Source organism: Abyssibacter profundi, from assembly GCF_003151135.1.
Taxonomy (GTDB): Bacteria; Pseudomonadota; Gammaproteobacteria; order Nevskiales; family OUC007; genus Abyssibacter; species Abyssibacter profundi.
Map to the genome: position 1 here is coordinate 265,347 of NZ_QEQK01000001.1, position 20,141 is coordinate 285,487.

Below are 20,141 nucleotides of genomic sequence, written 5' to 3' on the forward strand. Positions count from 1 at the left end.
ACGCTCCCCGCACTGCCCCAAACACATCCATGTCCAACCGCCTGCTCGACGACACCGACCTCTGCGTCAAGTGTGGTCTATGCCTGCCCCACTGCCCGACCTACGGCGTCACCGCTGAGGAGGGCGACTCGCCCCGCGGCCGGATCAGCCTGATGCGCGGGTTGATGGATGGCACGCTGCAGGTCTCCGATTCGTTAGAGGACCACCTGGACGGCTGCCTGAGCTGCCGCGCCTGCGAATCGGTGTGCCCGGCTGAAGTGCCCTACGGCCGGATGATCGACGCCGCCCGCGGCGAAATGGCCGAGCGCAAACCCGAGCGCACCCGCCTGGACAAGGCCATGGCCAGCGTGCTGACCAACATGGGCCGACTGCAGCTGGCGAGCTGGTTCGTCTGGCTGGGCCAGCGCCTGGGCCTCGTCCAGCTCACGCGTTGGTTGTTCGGCAACAAGGGCCTAGGCCGGCTGGCCTCATTGCTACCGCCGCTGCAACGTCCTCGCGGCTGGGTGGGTCACTACCCCGCCGTGGGCGAACGCCGTGGTCGCGTTGCGCTATTTCTTGGTTGCGTATCCCGGATGGTCGATGGCCGCACGCTGGGCGATTCGATCAAGCTGCTGACACATTTGGGTTACGAGGTCGATGTCCCGCGCGGCCAGACCTGCTGCGGGGCGCTGGCCAGCCACAACGGCCTGATGGACCGGGCGCAAACCCTGGTCAACCGCAACCTCGAAGCCTTTGCCGGCGATTACGACGCCATTGTCGGAACGGCCAGTGGCTGCACCTGCACCTTGGCCGAGTACGACCACCTGACCGACGCGCCGGCTGCCGCCCAGTTCGCCAGCAAGGTGCAAAACGTCGACAGCTTCCTCAGCCAGGCCGAATGGTCCGACACCGCCTTCCGGGATACGGCGCCGGTCGAGGTGCAGGTGCACACGCCCTGCACGCTGCGCAATGTCCTGCAGGATTCGGACGCTGCCATCCGCCTGCTGGAGCGGGTACCGGGCGTCCATGTCAGCGCCCTGCCCGAGAACAACCGCTGCTGCGGCGCTGCAGGCAGCTATTTCGTGACCCAACCCGAGATGGCCGACACCCTGGTGAGCAAGAAAGTCGCCGGCGTCAGCGAGAGCAGCCACTGCGTGGCCACGTCCAACGTCGGCTGCGCCATGCATATCGGCGGCGCACTACGCCGGGCCGATCGTGATCAGGCGGTGATCAATGCGGTGTCGGTCGCGGCATCTCGACTGAAGTAGGCATCATCAGCGAGGCCTCTAGCCGCAGCATCATCAGCTCGGCGAGTTCGGCCTGCATGGCCTCGCGCAGCTTCAGCTCCTCGGCCTCTTTGGCCAACACGGCGTCGGCGTTGAAGCTGTAATCGCGTGATAGCGACAAGGACTGATGCGGCAGCACGGTCCGGCCATCGGCCTTGACCGTGTATTGGATGGTCGTGGTCAGCTCGTATTCGATGGCCTTGCCGTCAGACCCCACGGAAATCACCTGACGGTGCTCATCCAGTCGCTCGATGACCAGGCGGGCCTCGGCATCCCGCGCCTTGCGCTGAACCTCGGCACCGCGCGCGCGCAGCGCCGAACGCAATGACGCCACAATGGGCGGCTCCAGCGTCCGGTACTCCTGATTCACCTCAATGAAGACGCTGCGCAGCACGTCCGGCAGCGGACGACCGCCCCGCAACTGAAAGCCGCAGGCACTCAGGCCCGCGGCGACGAGTAGCAGCAGCGCGCCCCTAGACAACAATATTGACCAGCTTGCCCGGCACCACGATAAAGCGGCGCAGGGGCTTGCCATCAACAAAGCGAGCGACATTCTCGTCGGCCAGCGCGATGGACTGTAGCTGCGCCTCGTCGGCATCAGCCGGTGCGTCGATACGCGCACGCATCTTGCCGTTCACCTGTACGGACAAGGTCACCGAATCCGCCACCAGCAGGCGCTCGTCGCACTCGGGCCAGGCGGCGTCCTCGATCGGCGTGGGCTCGCCCAGCATCTGCCAGCACACGTGGGTGATATGCGGCGCAAAGGGGTTGAGCATCTGCGTCAGTGCCAGTGCCGCCTCGCGCAACACAGCCGCCCCCTCGCCGCGCGCGTCCACCTTGTAGAGCAGATTCGTCAGCTCCATCATCGCGGCGATGGCGGTATTAAAGGACTGTCGGCGGTCCATGTCGTCGGTGACCTTGCCGATGGTCTCGTGCAACTTGCGACGCGCTTCGTCAGCCGCCACCTGGCCTTGGCCGGGCGCCTGCCCCTCCACCACGGCCTGCACCAGCCGCCAGTAACGCCCGAGGAACCGGCTTGCGCCCTCCAGGCCCGCATCCGACCAGACCAGAGTCTGATCCGGGGGCGCAGCAAACATCATGAACAGCCGCACGGCGTCAGCCCCGGCCTGCTGGATGGCAGACTGTGGATCCACACCGTTGCGCTTGGACTTGGACATTTTCTCCAGCGCACCGACCGAGACCGCAGCACCATCTGCGGTGGCCACGGCCCGGATCACCCGCCCCTTGTCGTCGCGTTCGATCTCGACTTCATCCGGCGCGAAATAGGTTTTCTTGCCGTCGGCTGACTCCCGATAAAAACACTCGGCCAGCACCATGCCCTGCGGCAGGTAGCGCTTGAACGGCTCATCGCTGTCCACCAGGCCCACATCGCGCATCACCTTGTGGAAGAAGCGCGAGTAGATCAGATGCATGGTCGCGTGCTCGACGCCGCCGATGTACTGATCCACCGGCAGCCAGTGGTTGGCGCGCTCATCCAGCATCGCCGTGTCCAGCCCGGGACAGCAGAACCGGGCGTAGTACCAGGACGATTCGAAAAAGGTGTCGAAGGTGTCCGTCTCGCGCTGGGCGGGCTGCCCGGTTTTGGGCGAGATCACATCGGTAAACGGTGCATGCCCCTTGAGCGGAGAGCCGCTGCCATCCGGCGCCAAGTCTTCCGGCAAAACCACGGGCAGGTCTTCCGCGGGGACCGGCGTCAGCGAGCCATCGGCCTCACGGATGACCGGAATGGGACAGCCCCAGTAGCGCTGCCGGGACACGCCCCAGTCGCGCAGACGGAAGTTGATGCGGCGACGCCCCTTGCCGTCCTTCTCCAACGCGTCGGCAATACGCTCGAAGGCCGCCGCCGAGGTCAGCCCGGTATACGGACCGGAATCGATCAGCGTGCCCTTGTCGGTGATCGCTCCGGCGTCCAGATCAGACTCGCCATGATCCGGATCGATCACGGGCTTGATCGGCAGGCCGTAGGCACGCGCGAACTCCCAGTCGCGCTGATCATGTGCCGGCACACTCATCACCGCGCCGGTGCCGTAACTCATCAATACGAAGTTGGCGACCCACACCGGGACGCGCTCGCCGGTAATCGGGTGGATGGCATCGATCCCCAGCGCATGACCGGCCTTCTCCTGCGCCTCGATGACGGCCTCCGAGACGGTGGAGCTGCGACAGCTCTGGACGAATTCGCGCAAGGCTTCATCGCCTTGGGCCATGGCCTGATCCACCAGCGGATGCTCGGGCGCCACCGCCAGGTAGGTCACCCCCATCAGGGTATCCGGCCGTGTGGTGAACACGGTCAGCGGCTGTTCCGCCGCATCCACCGTGAACTGGACTTCCACACCCACGCTGCGGCCGATCCAGTTGCGCTGCATGGTCTTAACGGCATCCGGCCAGCCGGGCAGCTGCTCCAGGCCGTCCAGCAGCTCATCGGCATAATCGGTGATGCGAATAAACCACTGCTCGATCTCGCGGCGTTCGACCAGCGCACCCGAACGCCAGCCCCGACCATCAACCACCTGCTCGTTGGCCAGCACGGTTTGATCCACCGGATCCCAATTGACCACGGCGGTTTTTCGATACGCCAGACCGCGCTCGATCATCTGCGTGAACAGCCATTGCTCCCAGCGGTAGTAATCCGGCTTGCAGGTCGCCAGCTCACGTTGCCAGTCGTAGGCCAGGCCCAGGCCCTGCAGCTGCTGGCGCATGTGGTCAATGTTGGCGTAGGTCCAATCGGCGGGCGGCACCTTGTTCTGGATCGCCGCGTTCTCGGCCGGCAACCCAAAGGCATCCCACCCCATGGGCTGCAGCACATTAAAGCCGCGCTTGCGCTTGAAGCGGCTGATCACGTCGCCCAGCGTGTAGTTGCGCACGTGGCCCATGTGGAGATGCCCGCTGGGATACGGGAACATGGACAGGCAATAGAATTTCTCGCGCGTGTCGTCTTCCTGCACGGAAAACGTGGCCTGCTCCTGCCAATAGGATTGGGCGGCGGACTCGACGGCAGCGGGATCGTACGACTGGCTCATGTGCTACAACGCGCGGCTAGCGCCGGGATAGGGAAAGGCGCGCAAGGATACCGAATGACGCAACCCCCGCCCATGCACTCATTGCTGGATGCCAACGGCCGCCCTGCCCTGGGCGTGTTCGAGCAGACACCCGACCGCGTTGACTGGCGCGACGCCGACTACTGCAGCCCGCTTGGCCGACGCCACGGCCGGCTGAGACGGCGACTGGCCTATAAGCAGTTCGAGTACTTCGGCATCGTGGCCCCAGACCTGTTCGCCGGCTGTGCCCTGGCCGACCTGGGCTGGGTGGGCGCGGCGTTCATGTATGTCTATGTACCATCGACCGGCGCCATGGAGTCCATCAGCATCCGCCGCCCGCTGGGGCGCGGCCTGCATCTAACCCACCAGCCTGTCACCGGCCACAGCCATTTGCACTGCCGCCGCGCAACAGCCCATTTGCGATATTCCGCCGCCGGTCGCGCGTTACAGGTGGAGACGCGGTCCGGGCTGGAGATCGATGCCAGCTTTGCCGAGGGCCCGGACCATTGCCAGCCGATGTCGCTTTGCACGCAGACGGCGCGCAACGGCTGGGTGTATGCCCGCAAGATTGCGGGCACGCGGGTCTACGGCCAGGTCACGGGCGCCGGTGTCACGCGTGACCTGGGGGAAATCGGGGCCTTTGCCCACCATGATTACTCCGCCGGCTTTATGCGACGGGAAACCTTTTGGAACTGGGCCTGTTTTTCCGCCCAGGTGGGCGAACGCCGCCTGGGCCTCAACGTCTCCTGCGGGGTCAACGAAACCAGTTTTTCGGAAAACTGCCTGTGGCTCGACGGGGCACGCATTGCCGTCGGCCCGACGCATTTCGACTTCCGCCGCGACGACCTCACCGCTGCGTGGACGGTCCGCAGTGCTTGCGGCACCCTGGATCTGCAGTTTGTCCCCTGCGGTCGCCACACCGAACGGCTGAACGCGGGACTCATCGCCAGTGATTTTCGCCAGGACTTCGGCTTTTTCTCCGGCCGCCTGCAGCCGCCCGGCCACGACGCCATCGAGATCACGCAGGTCCCGGGATTCTGCGAAGACCAGTTCGCTCGCTGGTAGCGCTAGGAACCGGCCCGCTGCCCGTAACGCCGCCAGCCCAGCAGTAGCAACGCGCCCAACAGGCAGCCCCACCACAGCGGCCGATCATCCCAGCGCATGTACGGCGTGTGTCCGGCCACCGGCTGCACTGATCCGCGCAGCGTCGCCAGTTCAAACCACGGCAGCTGACGCTGCACCTCGCCATCCGGACCGATCATCGCCGTCAACCCGGTTTGTGCCACCTTGAGCAGCGGCCGGCCGGTTTCGGCCGCACGCATGCGGGCAATCTGCAGGTGCTGCGGCGCGGCGGTCGAGCGATGGAACCAGGCATCGTTGGTCACATTGATTAGCAGCCCCGAGCCCCGGCCCTCGCGCGCAATCTCGTCGCCAAAGACATCCTCGAAACAAATCGAGATCGAAGCCTGGGTATGCCCGACCGGAAAATGCGCCTGTCCGGCCGGGCCCGTGTCCAGGTTGGCAAACTTCAAATCCACCACATCGAGGAGCGGGCGCATGAAATCCGGCAGCGGGAACACCTCGCCGAACGGTACGAGGTGGCGTTTGAGGTAGGTGCCCTGCGTGGCGCCAATACCGACCACGCTGTTGAGCATCTGCGTGCGATCGTCGTTGGGAATCAACGTGCCCACGACCACCGCCGAGCCGGCGGCCGCCGCGCGCTCACCAATCCGCGCCAGATAGCCGTCGCGGATCTGTGGATAGGTGTACGGCACCGCGACTTCGGGCCAGACAATCAAATCGGCACCCAGCACCGCATCGGTTTGTTGCTCGTAGCGGCGGGCAATGATGGGGGCCTGCCCGGGCCGCCACTTATCGGCCTGAGCCACGTTGCCCTGAATCAGTGCCACATCCAGCGGCGGGCCGTCGTCCTGGGTCCAGCTGGAGGGCCGGGGCCACGCCACTGCGATCACAAGCGCTGCAAGCCCGATCACCGCGTGACCGCGCCAATGCGGTGGCTGCAGCAGCGCAACCAGGCTCGCACAACCCAGCCACAGCACGGCACTGATGCCATGCACCCCGGCCACGGCCGCCAAGCCGCGTAACGGCGTGTCGATAAACGCGTACCCCGTGGACAGCCAGGGAAAGCCTTCCAATACCGTGCCGCGAATCAGCTCAGAGGCCAGCCAGCCCAACGCAACAGCCACCGGCCACAACCGCGAGGCCGTGGGCACCAGCCACCGCGCCAGCGCAAGCAGCACCGTCGGAAACAGCGCCAGTACGCCGGCCAGCAGCACCACCAGCATCGCGCCCATCCAAGGCGCCGCGTTGCCGTAATAGACGGTGGAGTAAAAGACCCAATAGATTCCCGAGACGAAGTGCCCCAAACCAAAGGCAAAGGCCAGCAGCGCAACCCGCGCTGTGGACCGATCGCGCAGCAACAGCAGCCACGCCACCACGGCCAGGACCGTCAGCGGCCACCAGCCGAACGGGGCAAATCCCAACGTTGCCCCGCCGCCGAGGGCCAGGGCAGCCAGCAGTCGCCAGATCATGCGCAGCGCATCCGGCGGGCCTGAGTCCCTGGGTTCAGTCTTCGCTCTCCGCCGTGTCGACCAGCACCACTTGCAGGGTTTGCACCCGACGCGAGTCGGCGCGCTGCACCGTGAAGTTGAACGGGTCGATGGACACCGATTCCCCACGCGACGGCAGCCGCCCGAACGCATGGGTGACCAGACCACCCACCGTATCGAACTCCTCGTCAGAGAACTCCGAACCGAAGTAGCGGTTGAACTCCTCCACCGGTGTCAGCGCCCGCACCAGGTAACGCTCATCGTCCTGGCGCAGAATGTAGGCACCCTCGGCTTCGTCGTACTCGTCGTCGATCTCTCCGACGATCTGCTCGAGCACATCCTCGATGGTGACCAGTCCGGCGACGCCGCCGTACTCGTCCACCACCACCGCCATGTGATTGCGGCTGGATCGGAATTCCTTCAGCAAGACATTGAGTCGCTTGGACTCGGGCACGAACACCGCCGGATGCATGCCACTGCGCACGTCGAACCCGGCCTCGCTGTCCAAACCAGCGGCCCGGATGTAACGCAGCAAATCCTTGGCGAGCAGGGTTCCGATCACCTCGTCCCGGCTCTCGCCGATCACGGGGAAACGCGAATGCCCCGATTCCACCACGGTGTTAACCACCGCATGGAGATCGGCGTCGGCCTCGATCACGACCATCTGCCCGCGCGGAATCATGATGTCGCGGACCTGCGTCTCCGCGACTTCGAGCACGCCCTCAATCATCCAGCGGGCGTCGCGATCAATCAGTTCATCGCTTTCTGCCTGGCGAAGCGTGGCGAGCAGGTCTTCCCGGTTGCGCGGGGCGCCACCGAGGCTGCGGCCAAGCCGGCGCAGCCAGTTGTCTGAAGAATCCTGCTCGGTCGAACTGGGAGGTTCCGAATCGTTCATGCGGCGTGTGGTGTCTCGTAGGGGTTGGATATGTTCAGCGTCGCCAGAATGGCGATTTCCTGAGCCTCCATGATCTCTGCCTCGGATGACAACTCGTGGTCATAGCCGGACAGATGCAGTAGGCCGTGGATGGTCAGATGGGCCCAGTGGTCTAGGCAGGGCTTGGCTTGCGCCTGGGCCTCGTCGGCCACCAGCGGCACGCAGAAGACCAGGTCGCCCAGCAGCTCGGGCATGTCGCCATAGCCAAAGGACAGCACGTTGGTGGGGCGTGGCTTACCACGCCACTGGTGATTCAGTGTCTGGCTTTCCTCGCTGTCGACCAGGCGTAGCGTCAGCTCTCCGGACAGCGGCACGGCAGCATCCACGGCCGCCAGCCAGCGCGCAAAATCCTCATCGCTGGGCGTCAGCGCGTCGTCGCACAGCCGCTGCACGGCCCAGTCGACCTGGTCCAGACTCATGCGTCCTCCCGATCGTAGGCGTCGACGATGCGCTGGACCAACGGATGGCGCACAACGTCCTTGGCCTGGAATCGCGCAAAGCTGATGCCGTCCACGTCCTTGAGCAGCTCGGCAGCATGCCGCAGACCGGACCGCTGGCCCCGGGGCAGATCGACCTGCGAGGTATCGCCTGTCACCACGGCCGTGGAGCCGAAGCCGATGCGGGTCAGGAACATCTTCATCTGCTCGACGGTGGTGTTCTGCGCCTCATCGAGGATGATGAACGACTCGTTGAGCGTGCGGCCACGCATATACGCCAGCGGCGCCATTTCGATGACGCCGCGCTCTGACAGTCGCGCCACACGGTCATGGCCGAGCATTTCGTACAGTGCGTCGTACAGGGGCCGCAGGTAAGGGTCGATCTTCTGGGCGAGGTCGCCCGGCAGAAAACCCAGCCGCTCGCCGGCTTCGACCGCCGGTCGCACCAGCACCAGCCGGCGCACCCGCTCGGTTTCCAGCGCCTCGACCGCGGTCGCCACGGCCAGGTAGGTCTTGCCGGTGCCGGCAGGTCCGATCCCGAAATTCAGATCGTTCTTGCGGATGTTCTCGATGTACCGCCGCTGGTTCGGCGTCCGGCCCTTGATGCTCACGCGCCGCGCCCGTACCGGGCGTCCTTCGCCGGCAGACGTCGCCGCACCGGTTGCGCGCTCGGAGAATTCGGCGCGCACCGTCGCCAGGGCCATATGCACATCTTCCGTGCCCAAATCGCCCGTGGCGCGCTTGTGCAGCTCACGGAGCACCGTTTCGGCCATGTCGCAGGCCTCGTCTTCGCCCACCAGCTGAAAACGGTTGCCGCGATTGCGCACCTCAACGCCCAGGCGCTGTTCGATTTCACGCAGATGCGCGTCGACCGGCCCGCAAAGACGGGCCAGCCGGGCATTGTCGGCCGGCAGCAGCACCACATCGCGAGGGCGCAACGTCGGGGCAGTCACAGAGGGATCCATAAAACAGGTAATCAGGCGGCGACGGAATGACTGACCATGCGACCACGCAATGAGTTCGGCAGCGCCTCGGTAATCACGACATCCACCATCCGGCCGATCAGAGCCGCATCGCCATCGAAGTTCACCCAGCGATTGTTGCCGGCACGTCCCGCCATCTGGTTCGGCGATTTCACCGACGCACGCTCGACCAGCACCTGCTGGGTGGTCCCGACCAACGCCTCGGCATAGGCCATGCCCTGCTGGCGCACCCGGTTCTGCAGAATCTGCAGGCGCTTGGACTTCTCGTCAGCCGGCACCGTATCGGCCAGATTGGCCGCCGGCGTGCCAGGGCGCGGGCTGTAGTTGAACGAGAAGGCGTGGTCGAAGCCCGCCTCGTGGATCACGTTCATGGTCGCGGCGAAATCCGAGTCCGATTCGGTCGGAAAGCCCACGATAATGTCCGTGGACAGTGCGATATCCGGTCGCGCTTCGCGTAGGCGGCGCACCTTGTCCAGGTATTCGGCGGCGGTATGACCGCGCTTCATCATCGCCAAGATGCGATCCGAGCCGGCCTGCACCGGCAAGTGCAGGTAGCCGGCCAGCTTGGGCACCTCCGCATAGGCGGCAATCAGATCATCCGTGAACTCGGCTGGATGCGACGTCGTAAACCGAATCCGTTGGATGCCGGGCATCTCAGCCGTGTAGTGGATGAGCAATGCCAGGTCGGCGGTTGCGCCATCGGCCATCGCCCCGCGATAGGCATTGACGTTCTGGCCCAGGAAGGTAATTTCCCGCACGCCCTGCTCGGCCAGCTGGGCCACCTCGGTGAGCACGTCGTCCAGCGGACGACTGATCTCCTCGCCGCGGGTGTAGGGCACGACGCAGAAGGTGCAGTACTTGCTGCAGCCTTCCATCACCGACACGAAGGCCGTCGGCCCTTCCGCACGCGGCTCGGGCAGGTTGTCGAATTTTTCGATCTCGGGGAAGGAGATGTCCACCACCGTGCGGCGCTTGGCACGCGCCTGGTCGACCATCTCGGGCAGGCGGTGCACCGTCTGCGGGCCGAACACCAGATCCACATAAGGCGCACGGTCCGCGATGGCGTCGCCTTCCTGGGACGCCACACAGCCACCCACGCCGATCAGCAACCCCGGATTGCGATCCTTGAGCGGCCGCAGGCGGCCCAACTCGGAGAACACTTTCTCCTGGGCCTTCTCACGCACCGAACAGGTGTTGAGCAGCAACACATCGGCCTCGTCGGGATTGTGAGTGCGGTCCAGCTGATGTGAACGGGCCAGGACATCGGCCATTTTGTCCGAGTCATAGCTGTTCATCTGACAGCCAAAGGTCTTGATGTATAGCTTGCCGCGCGGCATGACGATTCAGGGCTCGAAAGAACCCGGCAGTATAAGGGATGAAGAGCAGGCGTTGTGCCGTGAGCCGCCCGGCGGCGCTAGCCTTAGACCTTGGTCAACCAGTCATCGACCGCGGCGGCGGTATCGCGCCAGGCCTGCTCAAAGGCCGCGCGGGGCCGGCGATACGGATCGGCCACCTCGGCATTGTCGCGCCAGCGGCCGATCAGATGCACACGGCCGCGGGACATCGGAAAATTCTGATGAATCCACTTCATATGCCCCTTGTCCATCACCAGAATCAGATCCGAACCGGCAATCATGTCCTGATTAATCTGGCGCGCGCGGTGGCCGCTGGCATCCAGACCGTTCTCCTGCATGATCTCCAGGGCCAGCGGATCGGCCGGATGTCCGACCAGCGCGCCGACGCCCGCCGACTCCACAACGGCATTGGGCCGATCGGCCAGCCGCTCTTTGAGCAGGTATTCACCCATGGGGCTCCGGCAGATATTGCCGGTGCAGACGACAAGAAATCGATTGAACATGGCTCGGCTTCACCGCTGTTTGAGCTGGCGGGTTGCGACCAGCCGCGATCGCCCCGCCATGACCTGCCAGAGCGCGGGGCTCGCCCCGTCGCAACCGGCCCCCGATTAACGCTTTAGAACGGAATGTCGTCGTCGCCGAAGTCATCGACCGGCGCAGGCTGCGGGGCATTGCCACCACCCGAACGGTTGCCACCGCCATAGCCGCCGCCACCGCCGCCCTGGCCACCGCCATAGCCGCCACCGGATCCGCCGCCATAGTTGCCTCCACCACCGCCGCCGCCCGAGCCGCCGCGACCGCCGAGCATTTGCATCTCGTTGGCGACAATTTCCGTGGTGTAGCGATCCTGACCGTCGTTGCCCTGCCACTTACGTGTGCGCAGCGAGCCCTCGACATACACCTGCGAACCCTTGCGCAGATATTCGGCAGCAATCTCCGCCAGACGCCCGAAAAAGACCACGGCATGCCACTCGGTGCGCTCTTTCTGCTCGCCCGACTGCTTATCGCGCCAGGTTTCCGAGGTCGCAATTCGGATGTTGGTGACCTGGGCTCCGCTGCTCGGAATGCGCCGTGTTTCCGGGTCGGCTCCGAGATTGCCGACGAGAATGACCTTGTTGACTCCGCGCGCCATGCGAGAACCCCTGCGATGAAATCGGTGATGGAAAGCCGGATAGCGTACCCGGAGCAGCGCAGTCCTAGCCAGTGCGTCCGGAGGCAGCGGCCGGAATCCGCCACGGCGTTCGGGGGGCAAACACCAGCCAGGCCGCGAGCAACCCGCCAGCGACGATGAGCACCGCGTCCAGCCCCCAGCCGCCCATGATCCAGCCGCCCAGCGCGCCGCCGGCGAATGCCCCCAGAAACTGCGACGTGGAATACATGCCCAGCGCCGCACCCCGGGCGTCTGCCTGCGCCGCCTGCGAGACCAGCGATGGCATCGACGCTTCCAGCAAGTTGAAACCGGAGAAGTACAGACAAAGTGCCAGCAGCATGGCGCCCGTGCTCCCGACCTGGGTCATTCCAACCAGCGCCACGGCGGCCAGCACGATGCAGCCCAGTACCACGCTGGCCTGATGGCCTTTGCGCTCGGCCAGCCAGATCAACACGGGCAACGGCAGGATGGATAACAGCATGGCCGGGGCAAACACCGACCACTGATCTGCCGCATCCACGCCCAGCCGTCGGCTGAGCAGCACCGGTACGGCCACAAAGACGGCGGTCATGGCCGCGTGCAGCACGAAAATTCCGCCGTAAAGCGGATGCAGCCGGCGATCGGCAAACGCCGCACGCAACCCTGTGAGCAAACCGGTGGGCTCACGCCGCTGCGGGCGCGGGACCATCAGCCACAGCACCAGCATCGAGACCAGGGCAAACCCAGCCGCCAGATGAAACACCCCGGCCAGCCCGAGCCAGGCGGTGAAGACGGGCCCGATCATCAGTGCAATCAAAAAGGCCATGCCAATGGAAATGCCCAGAATCGCCATGGCCGTGGTGCGCACGGCGGGCCGTGTCAGGTCAGCCAGCAGGGCGTTAATGGCCGCAGCCACCGCACCGGCCCCCTGCAGGGCTCGACCGGCGATCAGCATTTCGATGGAGTCCGCCGAGGCCGCCAGCAAGCTGCCGAGCAGAAAGACCCCAAGCCCCACGATGATGACCGGCAGGCGCCCCAGGCGATCCGAGGCCAGCCCGAACGGCAACTGCAGCAAGGCCTGAGTTAGTCCGTAAATCCCCACTGCCAGACCGACCAGCATCGGGGTGGCCCCGGCGTAGTCGTCGGCATAGGCCGCCAGCACCGGCAAGACCATGAACAGGCCCAGCATGCGTAGCCAGTAGACCAGCGCCAGACCGCCGACAGCGCGGCGTTCAAGTGCATTCATTCAGGGGATTTCTCAGGCGATATGGCCTGTGCATGGTATCACCCGGCAGACTGCTAAACTTGTGGATTACTCCCCGTTTCACCTGCCACAGGGCCCTTGTCCTCATGGACACCATCGAGATTCGCGGTGCGCGCACGCACAACCTGCGTAACGTCGACCTGACCCTGCCGCGCGACCGGCTCATCGTCATCACCGGGCTGTCCGGCTCCGGCAAGTCATCCCTGGCCTTCGACACGATTTATGCCGAAGGCCAGCGACGCTATGTCGAAAGCCTGTCGGCCTATGCGCGGCAGTTTTTGTCGATGATGGAAAAGCCCGACATCGATTCCATCGAGGGGCTATCGCCCGCCATCTCCATCGAGCAGAAATCCACGTCGCATAACCCGCGCTCGACCGTGGGCACCGTGACGGAGATCTACGACTACCTGCGCCTGCTGTTCGCGCGAACGGGGATTCCGTCCTGCCCAGACCACGGCGGCGAGCTGATCGCGCAGACGGTCAGTCAGATGGTCGACAAGACGCTGGAGCAGGACGAAGGCTCGGCCTGGATGCTGCTGGCGCCGGTGGTTGATGGCCGCAAGGGCGAGCACAAGCAAATCATCGAGCAGCTGCGCAGCCAGGGGTTCATCCGTGCCCGCATCGACGGCACCGTGGTCGAACTGGACGAGGCACCGGAACTCAACAAGAAGACCAAACACACGATCGAGGCCGTGGTCGACCGCTTCAAGATTCGCGCCGACCTCAAACAACGCCTGGCCGAATCGTTCGAGACGGCCCTGAATCTGGCCGATGGCGTCGCGACGCTGGCCCCGTACAACCGCGAGGGCGAGTCGCTCACGTTCTCATCGCGCTATGCCTGCAAGGTCTGCGGCTGGGCCATTGGCGAGCTGGAGCCCCGGCTGTTCTCGTTCAACAACCCCACCGGGTCCTGCCCGACCTGCGACGGCCTGGGCCAGTTGCAGGTCTTCGACCGCGACCGTGTGGTGGCCCACCCGGATGTCCCGCTCGGCGACGGCGCGATTCGTGGCTGGGACAAGCGCAATGCTTATTTCTACTCGTTGATCGAATCGCTGGCCGCCCACTACGACTTTGATCTGGACACCCCGTTCGACGAACTGCCCGACGACATCCAGCAGGTGGTGCTCTACGGCAGCGGACGCGATGCCATCGAGTTCACCTACCCCGGCCAGGGTGGCCGCACCCGCACGCGGCGACACCGCTTCGAGGGGATCATCCCCAACATGGAGCGCCGCTATCGCGAAACCGATTCCGTCGCGGTGCGCGAGGAGCTGGCCAAATACCTCGCCAACAAGGCCTGTCCGGATTGCGACGGCGAACGCCTGAACCGGGCGGCGCGGCATGTAAAGGTTGACGGGCGTCGCCTGCCCGAGCTGGTCCGCACCTCGGTGCGCGAAGCCCAGCAGGAAATGACCGCGCTGGACCTGCGCGGCCGCCATGCGGAGATCGCCCGCCCCATCCTCAAGGAAATCGGCGAGCGCCTGCGTTTTCTGGTCGATGTCGGGTTGGATTACCTGACCCTCTCCCGCAGCGCCGACACGCTGTCCGGCGGCGAGGCTCAGCGCATTCGCCTAGCCAGCCAGATCGGTGCCGGCTTGGTCGGCGTGATGTACGTACTGGATGAACCGTCCATCGGCCTGCACCAGCGCGACAACCGCCGCCTGCTGGACACGCTGTTCCGCCTGCGCGATCTCGGCAACACCGTGTTGGTGGTCGAGCATGATGAAGACGCCATTCGGCTGGCCGACCATGTCATCGACATCGGCCCCGGCGCCGGGGTGCATGGCGGCCAGGTCGTTGCGCAGGGCGCCCCGCAAGATGTGGAAGCCGCGCCCGAATCACTGACCGGCGACTACCTCAGCGGGCGCAAAGCCATTGCCGTGCCCGAGCAGCGTCATCGCCCTAACACCAAACAGTCGCTGATTATCGAGGGCGCCACGGGCAACAACCTGCAAAACGTGACGGTCAAGATTCCGGTGGGGCTAATGGTCTGCATCACCGGTGTGTCGGGCTCGGGCAAGTCCACACTCATCAACGAAACGCTCTACAAGCACGCTGCTCGCGAGCTCAACCGCGCGCATCTGCATGCCGCGCCGGCCCGGGCCATTCACGGCATGGAGCACTTCGACAAGGTCATCGACATCGACCAAAGCCCCATCGGCCGCACACCGCGCTCTAACCCGGCCACCTATACCGGCCTGTTCACGCCCATTCGCGACCTGTTCGCCGGCGTCCCCGAGGCACGCGCTCGCGGCTACAAGCCCGGTCGCTTCTCGTTCAACGTAAAGGGTGGTCGCTGTGAGGCTTGTCAGGGCGATGGCGTCATCAAGGTGGAGATGCATTTTCTCCCCGATGTCTACGTGCCCTGCGATGTCTGCAAGGGCGCGCGCTACAACCGCGAGACGCTGGACATCCAGTACAAGGGCCGCAGCATTGCCGATGTGCTCGACATGACCGTCGAGGAGGCCACCGCTTTCTTCCAGCCTGTGCCCGTGCTGCGCCGCAAGCTGGAAATGCTGATGGAGGTGGGGCTGTCGTACGTCAAGCTGGGGCAGAACGCGACCACGCTATCCGGCGGCGAGGCCCAGCGTGTGAAGCTGGCGCGGGAATTATCCAAGCGCGACACCGGCAAAACGCTGTACATCCTCGACGAACCCACCACCGGCCTGCATTTTCACGATATTGCCCAGCTACTCACGGTACTCTCCCGACTTCGAGATGCCGGGAACACCGTGGTCGTGATCGAGCACAATCTAGATGTCATCAAAACCGCCGACTGGATCATTGACATGGGTCCTGAGGGCGGCGACGGCGGCGGCACCGTCGTGGCCACGGGCACGCCCGAGGATGTCGCAGCCATCGAGGCCTCCCATACCGGGCGCTTTCTTGCGCCGCTGCTCCAGCGCGAGGCCGAACCGGCATGACGCAGTACTCACGCACCGAACTCAAAGCCCGCGTGCGTGATCTTCGCGCCGAGCACCGCCAGCTCGACCACGCCATCATGGAGATGGAGCTGCAGCTCTACTGCAACCAGCTCGAACTGCGACGGCTGAAAATGCGCAAACTTCAGCTCAAGGACACCATTGCTCGGCTGGAATCCATGCTCATCCCCAACCTGGACGCCTGACCAGCCGTCCTAATGGCCCGCCGTACCGTCCTACTACGGCAACACGCCCGGTCTCCGCGCTGGCTCTGCGCCCTGCTGGGCCTGACCCTGAGTGCCGGCATTGCGGCAATCATCCACCCCATCGCACCGCTCTGGATCCACCTGGCTTTGCCCCTCGCTACCTACCTGCTACTACGGCACCGCTGGACGTTGGAAACACGCGTTGAAGAAGGCCCAGAGGGCCGTGTCCTACGCCTACGACGCCCCCGCGACAGCTTCGCCACCCAGGTCGCGCAACGCGATATTCAGTCCATCGAAATCCACAGCCCAGATCCGAGCAGCGCCCACCCACGCATAGACCCCACCGACCCCTACGCACACCACTTCAGCCAGTGGGGCTACCAAGGACCCAGCCTGACCGTGCGATTCCAGATGCCTACGGGCAGTGGAGGAGAACAGCAACTTCGGACTTGGCATTTTCCGGCACCGGAAGCAGCACGGATGTGTGCGCTGTTGCGCGAGGCGGGCTGAAGTATCAATCAGCGACATCGCAACGCTCTTTTCGGATAATGTTGCACTTGTCTCTTAAGACTGCGCTTCCCCTTTAACTTGATACGAAATCTTTATTATCGGCGGAGCTGTACTCCGCAGGGATTGATTGATCATGCGTCGTGAGTCTAGTCGTTATTCGGTGATGGGCCTGCTGGTGATTGGCTTAGTGGCCGGCTGTGCCACCGGGGGATCCGTTCGACCCGCGCCTCCGGCAGGCATACAGGTGTCCGACGCCCTGTCCTTGGCACTGCGAAGCGGACTGACGCGTTATGACGGGGCATTGAAGGATCAGGCCATTGATGAAGCCAATGTCGGCCGTGCGCCTGGAACCCACGGGGTCCGGACGGCAGGGAAAGTTATTGACGGTTCGCTGGCTGCGACGCTCTTTAGCACAGGTTCAGACGTCTTGGGCGGGCTGATGCTCGGCAACTTCCTCTTCGCACCCTCCGGCCGAGATCATCCGGCAACGATGACGCACATCATTGCCTGGATGCCCCAAACGATGGCGCCGAAGCGCCGAGACGCGAAAGCTGCGATGAAAACCGTTCTACGAGATGCGGTCGTCTCCGGCTTGCCGCCGGAGTATTCCATTGCCCGCCGAACACTGATGAAGCGAGGCAAGCCGGTGCAACGTGATTTGCTGGAGGGACCGGGCTGCGAGGCACCCACGCTCTGCCAGATGTTCTTCGTAGTCAACAACCCCCAAAAGGTTGAGAGCGGATTCGAATCGTCCGCTGGGGTGGCTTCGTGGGAATGGCGCAATCATGACATCGGTTCAGATTCGTCGGATCGCCGAATGGGCATTGGTGTTTACGCCCGCAAGATCGACCCGAATCAATCCCTGCTACCCATCCAGGGCAAAGCCGGAGAGACTCCACTAAGTGCTCGGGATTTTGCTCTCGCGGCCTCGATCGGTGGTCCGTCCTGGCTCTACAGCTATCTAGCGCCGACTGAGACCCAGCCCGAACCCTTGGTTGTCCACCAGGGACAGGTCAGACGGTTCATCAAGCCGGGTGCTGGCAGCTAGTCTCATGCAGTCCGGTCCGATTCGCCAACTCATACCCGATTCCGATCGCGAAATAGGGGACAGACCACGGTTTAAGCGCTTCCGGAAAACGCTGCCCCCTATTGCTGTTCTCATCGGTCTCTACATGCCGAGAGGCTTCGACCCCCTCAATCCCGCCGCCGACTAACGCCGCCGGATTTGGCGCCGGCGACCCCCGGCAACCAGCAAGATGATCAGCGAGATCAGGCTGATGGGGCCGGCGCCTTCTCCACCTTCGGATTCGTTTACGGGAGGCGCTGACTGCGCGGGATCGAGCGGCGCATAGTCATGCTCATCGGCAACGCCATCGTTGTCGTCGTCATTGTCTGCCTGGTCACCGACGCCATCGCCATCGGCATCCGAGTGCTCGGTGGCGTCAAGCGGAAAGGCGTCGTCGTCATCAGGCACACCGTCTCCGTCATCATCTGAATCGGCGCGATCTCCAATGCCGTCGCTGTCCGTGTCCGACTGCTCGGTTGCATCATCGGGGAAGGCATCGGTCTCATTGGGCGTTCCGTCACCATCGCGGTCCGGGTCGGCGTTGTCGCCAACACCGTCACCGTCCAGGTCGCTGTCCTCGGCCGGGTCGTCTGGAAAGGCATCGGCCTCATTGGGCATTCCGTCACCATCGCGGTCCGGATCGGCGTTATCGCCAACGCCATCACCGTCCAGATCGGACTGTTCTGACGGGTCATTCGGGAACGCGTCGGCGTCGTTGTCGGTGCCATCGTTGTCGAAATCGGTGTCCTGCGAATCGGGGATTCCATCGCCGTCGTCGTCCAGGTCGGCGAAATCATCGCCAAGCCCGTCACCATCGGTATCCCGAGACTCCGACGGATCGGCTGGGAATGCATCATCTCCATCGGCAACGCCGTCGCCGTCGTCGTCGACATCATCGCGGTCGACGACACCATCGTTGTCGATGTCGCGTGTGGTTTCGTCGCCCTGACCGAAGTCGCGTGCTGCGTGGACCATCCGGGTCGCGTCCAACACGCCATAGCCGGTGTCTTCATCGAATCCCGCCGGCCCCGTGTCACGGGTTGCTGTACCCGCGTGGATGATTTGCTCGATCTGCTGCGGCGTCAGATCCGGACGTAAGCTGAAGGCGAGCGCGATTGCGGCTGTGACCTGCGGAGCGGCCACGGAGGTGCCTTCGCCGTTGACATTAATATAGTGAACAATCTGGCCGTCTCGCTCATACGCCGAAGCAAGGTGAGCGCCGGAGCGCAACTGGCCGTCGTAGCGGCCTGGCGCAACGAGGTCGAGGTCTGGTGAGGTGTTCGAGAATCGTGCGCGTGTCAGGTCGCTTTTGACTGCACCGACCAAAATGACGCCCGGCACCTTGTCCTGCGCGAGATTGCGGCGCAGCGACGAGTTCCCGACCGAGAACACCAGGTTGGCACCCTCGGCGATGATTTCCTCGTATGCTTCGGCGGCGTACTCAAAGCTTGTCTTGTCCTCGTAGGACACGTTGATGACGGACACGGGTTGCGACGCAGTAATCCCCGCGTCTGTCGGCAAGCCGAGTGCAAATCGCATGGCTTCAATCATTACGTTTGTAGCCGTTCCGCCATCGCTATCCTCGGCCCCGATCTGGATCGGAGTGATCGGGCTGCCGTAGGCCAGTCCCATGATCTCGCTGTGTGCGGCCAAGGCCGTCGCGACCATCGACGCTGTTCCAGAGCCATGGTTTTGTAGGACACCCGAGCGCTCGTAAAGCGCGAGTGCGCTCACGTCGCGGTTGTCCTCGGTGTTGGGCTTCGCGTCGAATCTATCAGCCAAGTTGAACACGCCTTCGAAGGCTGGATGTTCCAGCCAGAACGTCGTGTCGAGCACCGCCACCCGCGCGCCGCCGGTCGTGTAGTGCCAAGCGCCGGTGGGCCGGACTGTCTGCAACATCCACTGGTTCTCATAGGCTGCCGGCATCACGATCGAATTGAACTCAACGTATCGATACTGGCCGGACGCGCGCATGCGCTGAGCCTCGAGGATCGTTGCGTCGCGACCCAGGCCCGCCAGCTCGATCAGTCGCCCGCGCGAGCCGGGCCGGTCGCGGCGAACCAAGAGCTGGCCGGGAATGATTCGCTCGACATTGAGCGCGGTCGTTGGCCGAGTTTCTGAGACAGGCAAGCGCTGGTATTGCAGATCCACCTTGAGGGGGTTGGCCAGTTGAATCTGGATGTCCCGAGAGTGGACCGGCAGTGTCATGACTTCGCTGTTCGCGGTGTATCGAATCAACCGACCCGATTCGTCACGGACAAGCACGTCGGGAGCGGACGGCTGGCCAGTGAGTGAGAGCGCTTGGCCGGCCGGCACATCGTAGGCCGGCAGGGTCGCCTTGTGGTGATCACTTGGCAGTGTGCCCTGATCGGGGACGGGTCCGGCGAAGACGGATGTGAACAGAATTGAGCCCAGCAGGGCGACGGACAGGCGCATGATTTC

The 20,141-nt window shown here is 64.2% G+C and carries 17 protein-coding genes; 6 read left to right on the forward strand and 11 right to left on the reverse strand.

Annotated features, from left to right (window positions below):
- The first annotated feature begins 29 nt into the window (after positions 1–29).
- Positions 30–1,247, forward strand: coding sequence for a (Fe-S)-binding protein (locus DEH80_RS01160; RefSeq protein WP_109718631.1), 1,218 nt, complete (start codon positions 30–32; stop codon positions 1,245–1,247).
- Here the strand turns inward: DEH80_RS01160 and DEH80_RS01165 are convergent.
- Positions 1,210–1,749: an LPS-assembly lipoprotein LptE gene (locus DEH80_RS01165; RefSeq protein ID WP_165831224.1), complete on the reverse strand. Its 540-nt coding sequence runs from the start codon at positions 1,747–1,749 to the stop codon at positions 1,210–1,212. The genes DEH80_RS01160 and DEH80_RS01165 overlap by 38 nt on opposite strands.
- Entirely contained in the window at positions 1,739–4,306 is a 2,568-nt protein-coding gene (gene leuS / locus DEH80_RS01170) for a leucine--tRNA ligase (RefSeq protein WP_109718633.1), read from the reverse strand. Before leuS ends, DEH80_RS01165 begins: the two co-directional genes overlap by 11 nt.
- Positions 4,307–4,360: 54 nt before the next feature.
- On the opposite strand from leuS, the gene DEH80_RS01175 reads away from it, so the two are divergent.
- A complete protein-coding gene (locus DEH80_RS01175) occupies positions 4,361–5,389 on the forward strand; it encodes a DUF2804 domain-containing protein (RefSeq protein WP_207774371.1) in 1,029 nt (342 codons plus the stop codon).
- Between the two features lie 2 nt (positions 5,390–5,391).
- Here the strand turns inward: DEH80_RS01175 and lnt are convergent, their stop codons facing one another.
- From lnt to DEH80_RS01215, 8 genes are all read right to left on the reverse strand, one after another.
- Positions 5,392–6,876, reverse strand: coding sequence for an apolipoprotein N-acyltransferase (gene lnt / locus DEH80_RS01180; protein WP_109718635.1), 1,485 nt, complete (start codon positions 6,874–6,876; stop codon positions 5,392–5,394).
- 34 nt (positions 6,877–6,910) lie between these two features.
- Positions 6,911–7,789, reverse strand: a complete 879-nt coding sequence (locus tag DEH80_RS01185) for a CorC family transporter (protein ID WP_109718636.1) — start codon at positions 7,787–7,789, stop codon at positions 6,911–6,913.
- Positions 7,786–8,247 (reverse strand): rRNA maturation RNase YbeY, encoded by a 462-nt coding sequence (gene ybeY / locus DEH80_RS01190; protein WP_109718637.1) that lies wholly within the window; start codon positions 8,245–8,247, stop codon positions 7,786–7,788. The genes DEH80_RS01185 and ybeY overlap by 4 nt, the downstream gene beginning before the upstream one ends.
- Positions 8,244–9,218, reverse strand: a complete 975-nt coding sequence (locus tag DEH80_RS01195) for a PhoH family protein (protein ID WP_243412721.1) — start codon at positions 9,216–9,218, stop codon at positions 8,244–8,246. Before DEH80_RS01195 ends, ybeY begins: the two co-directional genes overlap by 4 nt.
- A 23-nt stretch (positions 9,219–9,241) precedes the next feature.
- Entirely contained in the window at positions 9,242–10,585 is a 1,344-nt protein-coding gene (miaB, locus tag DEH80_RS01200; RefSeq protein WP_109718639.1) for a tRNA (N6-isopentenyl adenosine(37)-C2)-methylthiotransferase MiaB, read from the reverse strand.
- 83 nt (positions 10,586–10,668) lie between these two features.
- A complete protein-coding gene (locus DEH80_RS01205) occupies positions 10,669–11,106 on the reverse strand; it encodes a low molecular weight protein-tyrosine-phosphatase (RefSeq protein ID WP_109718640.1) in 438 nt (145 codons plus the stop codon).
- Positions 11,107–11,219: 113 nt separating this feature from the next.
- The gene (gene ssb, locus DEH80_RS01210; protein WP_109718641.1) at positions 11,220–11,735 is read right to left on the reverse strand and encodes a single-stranded DNA-binding protein; all 516 of its coding nucleotides are present in this window, start codon (positions 11,733–11,735) and stop codon (positions 11,220–11,222) included.
- A gap of 64 nt (positions 11,736–11,799) precedes the next feature.
- Complete coding sequence (locus tag DEH80_RS01215; protein WP_109718642.1) at positions 11,800–12,978, reverse strand: MFS transporter; 1,179 nt, start codon at positions 12,976–12,978, stop codon at positions 11,800–11,802.
- Positions 12,979–13,082: 104 nt separating this feature from the next.
- Between DEH80_RS01215 and uvrA the strand changes: the two genes are divergently transcribed.
- From uvrA to DEH80_RS01235, 4 genes are all read left to right on the forward strand, one after another.
- Positions 13,083–15,920, forward strand: coding sequence for an excinuclease ABC subunit UvrA (gene uvrA, locus DEH80_RS01220; RefSeq protein ID WP_109718643.1), 2,838 nt, complete (start codon positions 13,083–13,085; stop codon positions 15,918–15,920).
- Positions 15,917–16,123, forward strand: a complete 207-nt coding sequence (locus DEH80_RS01225; RefSeq protein WP_109718644.1) for a YdcH family protein — start codon at positions 15,917–15,919, stop codon at positions 16,121–16,123. The genes uvrA and DEH80_RS01225 overlap by 4 nt, the downstream gene beginning before the upstream one ends.
- A 12-nt stretch (positions 16,124–16,135) precedes the next feature.
- Positions 16,136–16,633 carry a hypothetical protein gene (locus DEH80_RS01230; protein WP_109718645.1) on the forward strand — a complete coding sequence of 166 codons (498 nt, stop codon included), beginning with the start codon at positions 16,136–16,138 and terminating at the stop codon, positions 16,631–16,633.
- Positions 16,634–16,766: 133 nt separating this feature from the next.
- On the forward strand, positions 16,767–17,681 hold the full coding sequence (locus tag DEH80_RS01235; RefSeq protein WP_133249072.1) for a hypothetical protein: 915 nt from the start codon (positions 16,767–16,769) through the stop codon (positions 17,679–17,681).
- A 162-nt stretch (positions 17,682–17,843) separates the two neighbouring features.
- On the opposite strand, the gene DEH80_RS01240 is transcribed toward DEH80_RS01235, so the two are convergent.
- Complete coding sequence (locus DEH80_RS01240; protein WP_109718647.1) at positions 17,844–20,135, reverse strand: S8 family peptidase; 2,292 nt, start codon at positions 20,133–20,135, stop codon at positions 17,844–17,846.
- Positions 20,136–20,141: the final 6 nt, after the last annotated feature.

Excerpts from the sequence above, each read along its gene's own strand:
- DEH80_RS01160 (WP_109718631.1), top strand. The coding sequence starts at position 30 with ATGTCCAACCGCCTGCTCGACGACACCGACCTCTGCGTCAAGTGTGGT.
- leuS (WP_109718633.1), bottom strand. The coding sequence starts at position 4,306 with ATGAGCCAGTCGTACGATCCCGCTGCCGTCGAGTCCGCCGCCCAATCC.
- DEH80_RS01175 (WP_207774371.1), top strand. The coding sequence starts at position 4,361 with ATGACGCAACCCCCGCCCATGCACTCATTGCTGGATGCCAACGGCCGC.
- lnt (WP_109718635.1), bottom strand. The coding sequence starts at position 6,876 with ATGATCTGGCGACTGCTGGCTGCCCTGGCCCTCGGCGGCGGGGCAACG.
- DEH80_RS01185 (WP_109718636.1), bottom strand. The coding sequence starts at position 7,789 with ATGAACGATTCGGAACCTCCCAGTTCGACCGAGCAGGATTCTTCAGAC.
- ybeY (WP_109718637.1), bottom strand. The coding sequence starts at position 8,247 with ATGAGTCTGGACCAGGTCGACTGGGCCGTGCAGCGGCTGTGCGACGAC.
- miaB (WP_109718639.1), bottom strand. The coding sequence starts at position 10,585 with ATGCCGCGCGGCAAGCTATACATCAAGACCTTTGGCTGTCAGATGAAC.
- DEH80_RS01205 (WP_109718640.1), bottom strand. The coding sequence starts at position 11,106 with ATGTTCAATCGATTTCTTGTCGTCTGCACCGGCAATATCTGCCGGAGC.
- ssb (WP_109718641.1), bottom strand. The coding sequence starts at position 11,735 with ATGGCGCGCGGAGTCAACAAGGTCATTCTCGTCGGCAATCTCGGAGCC.
- DEH80_RS01215 (WP_109718642.1), bottom strand. The coding sequence starts at position 12,978 with ATGAATGCACTTGAACGCCGCGCTGTCGGCGGTCTGGCGCTGGTCTAC.
- uvrA (WP_109718643.1), top strand. The coding sequence starts at position 13,083 with ATGGACACCATCGAGATTCGCGGTGCGCGCACGCACAACCTGCGTAAC.
- DEH80_RS01225 (WP_109718644.1), top strand. The coding sequence starts at position 15,917 with ATGACGCAGTACTCACGCACCGAACTCAAAGCCCGCGTGCGTGATCTT.
- DEH80_RS01230 (WP_109718645.1), top strand. The coding sequence starts at position 16,136 with ATGGCCCGCCGTACCGTCCTACTACGGCAACACGCCCGGTCTCCGCGC.
- DEH80_RS01235 (WP_133249072.1), top strand. The coding sequence starts at position 16,767 with ATGCGTCGTGAGTCTAGTCGTTATTCGGTGATGGGCCTGCTGGTGATT.
- DEH80_RS01240 (WP_109718647.1), bottom strand. The coding sequence starts at position 20,135 with ATGCGCCTGTCCGTCGCCCTGCTGGGCTCAATTCTGTTCACATCCGTC.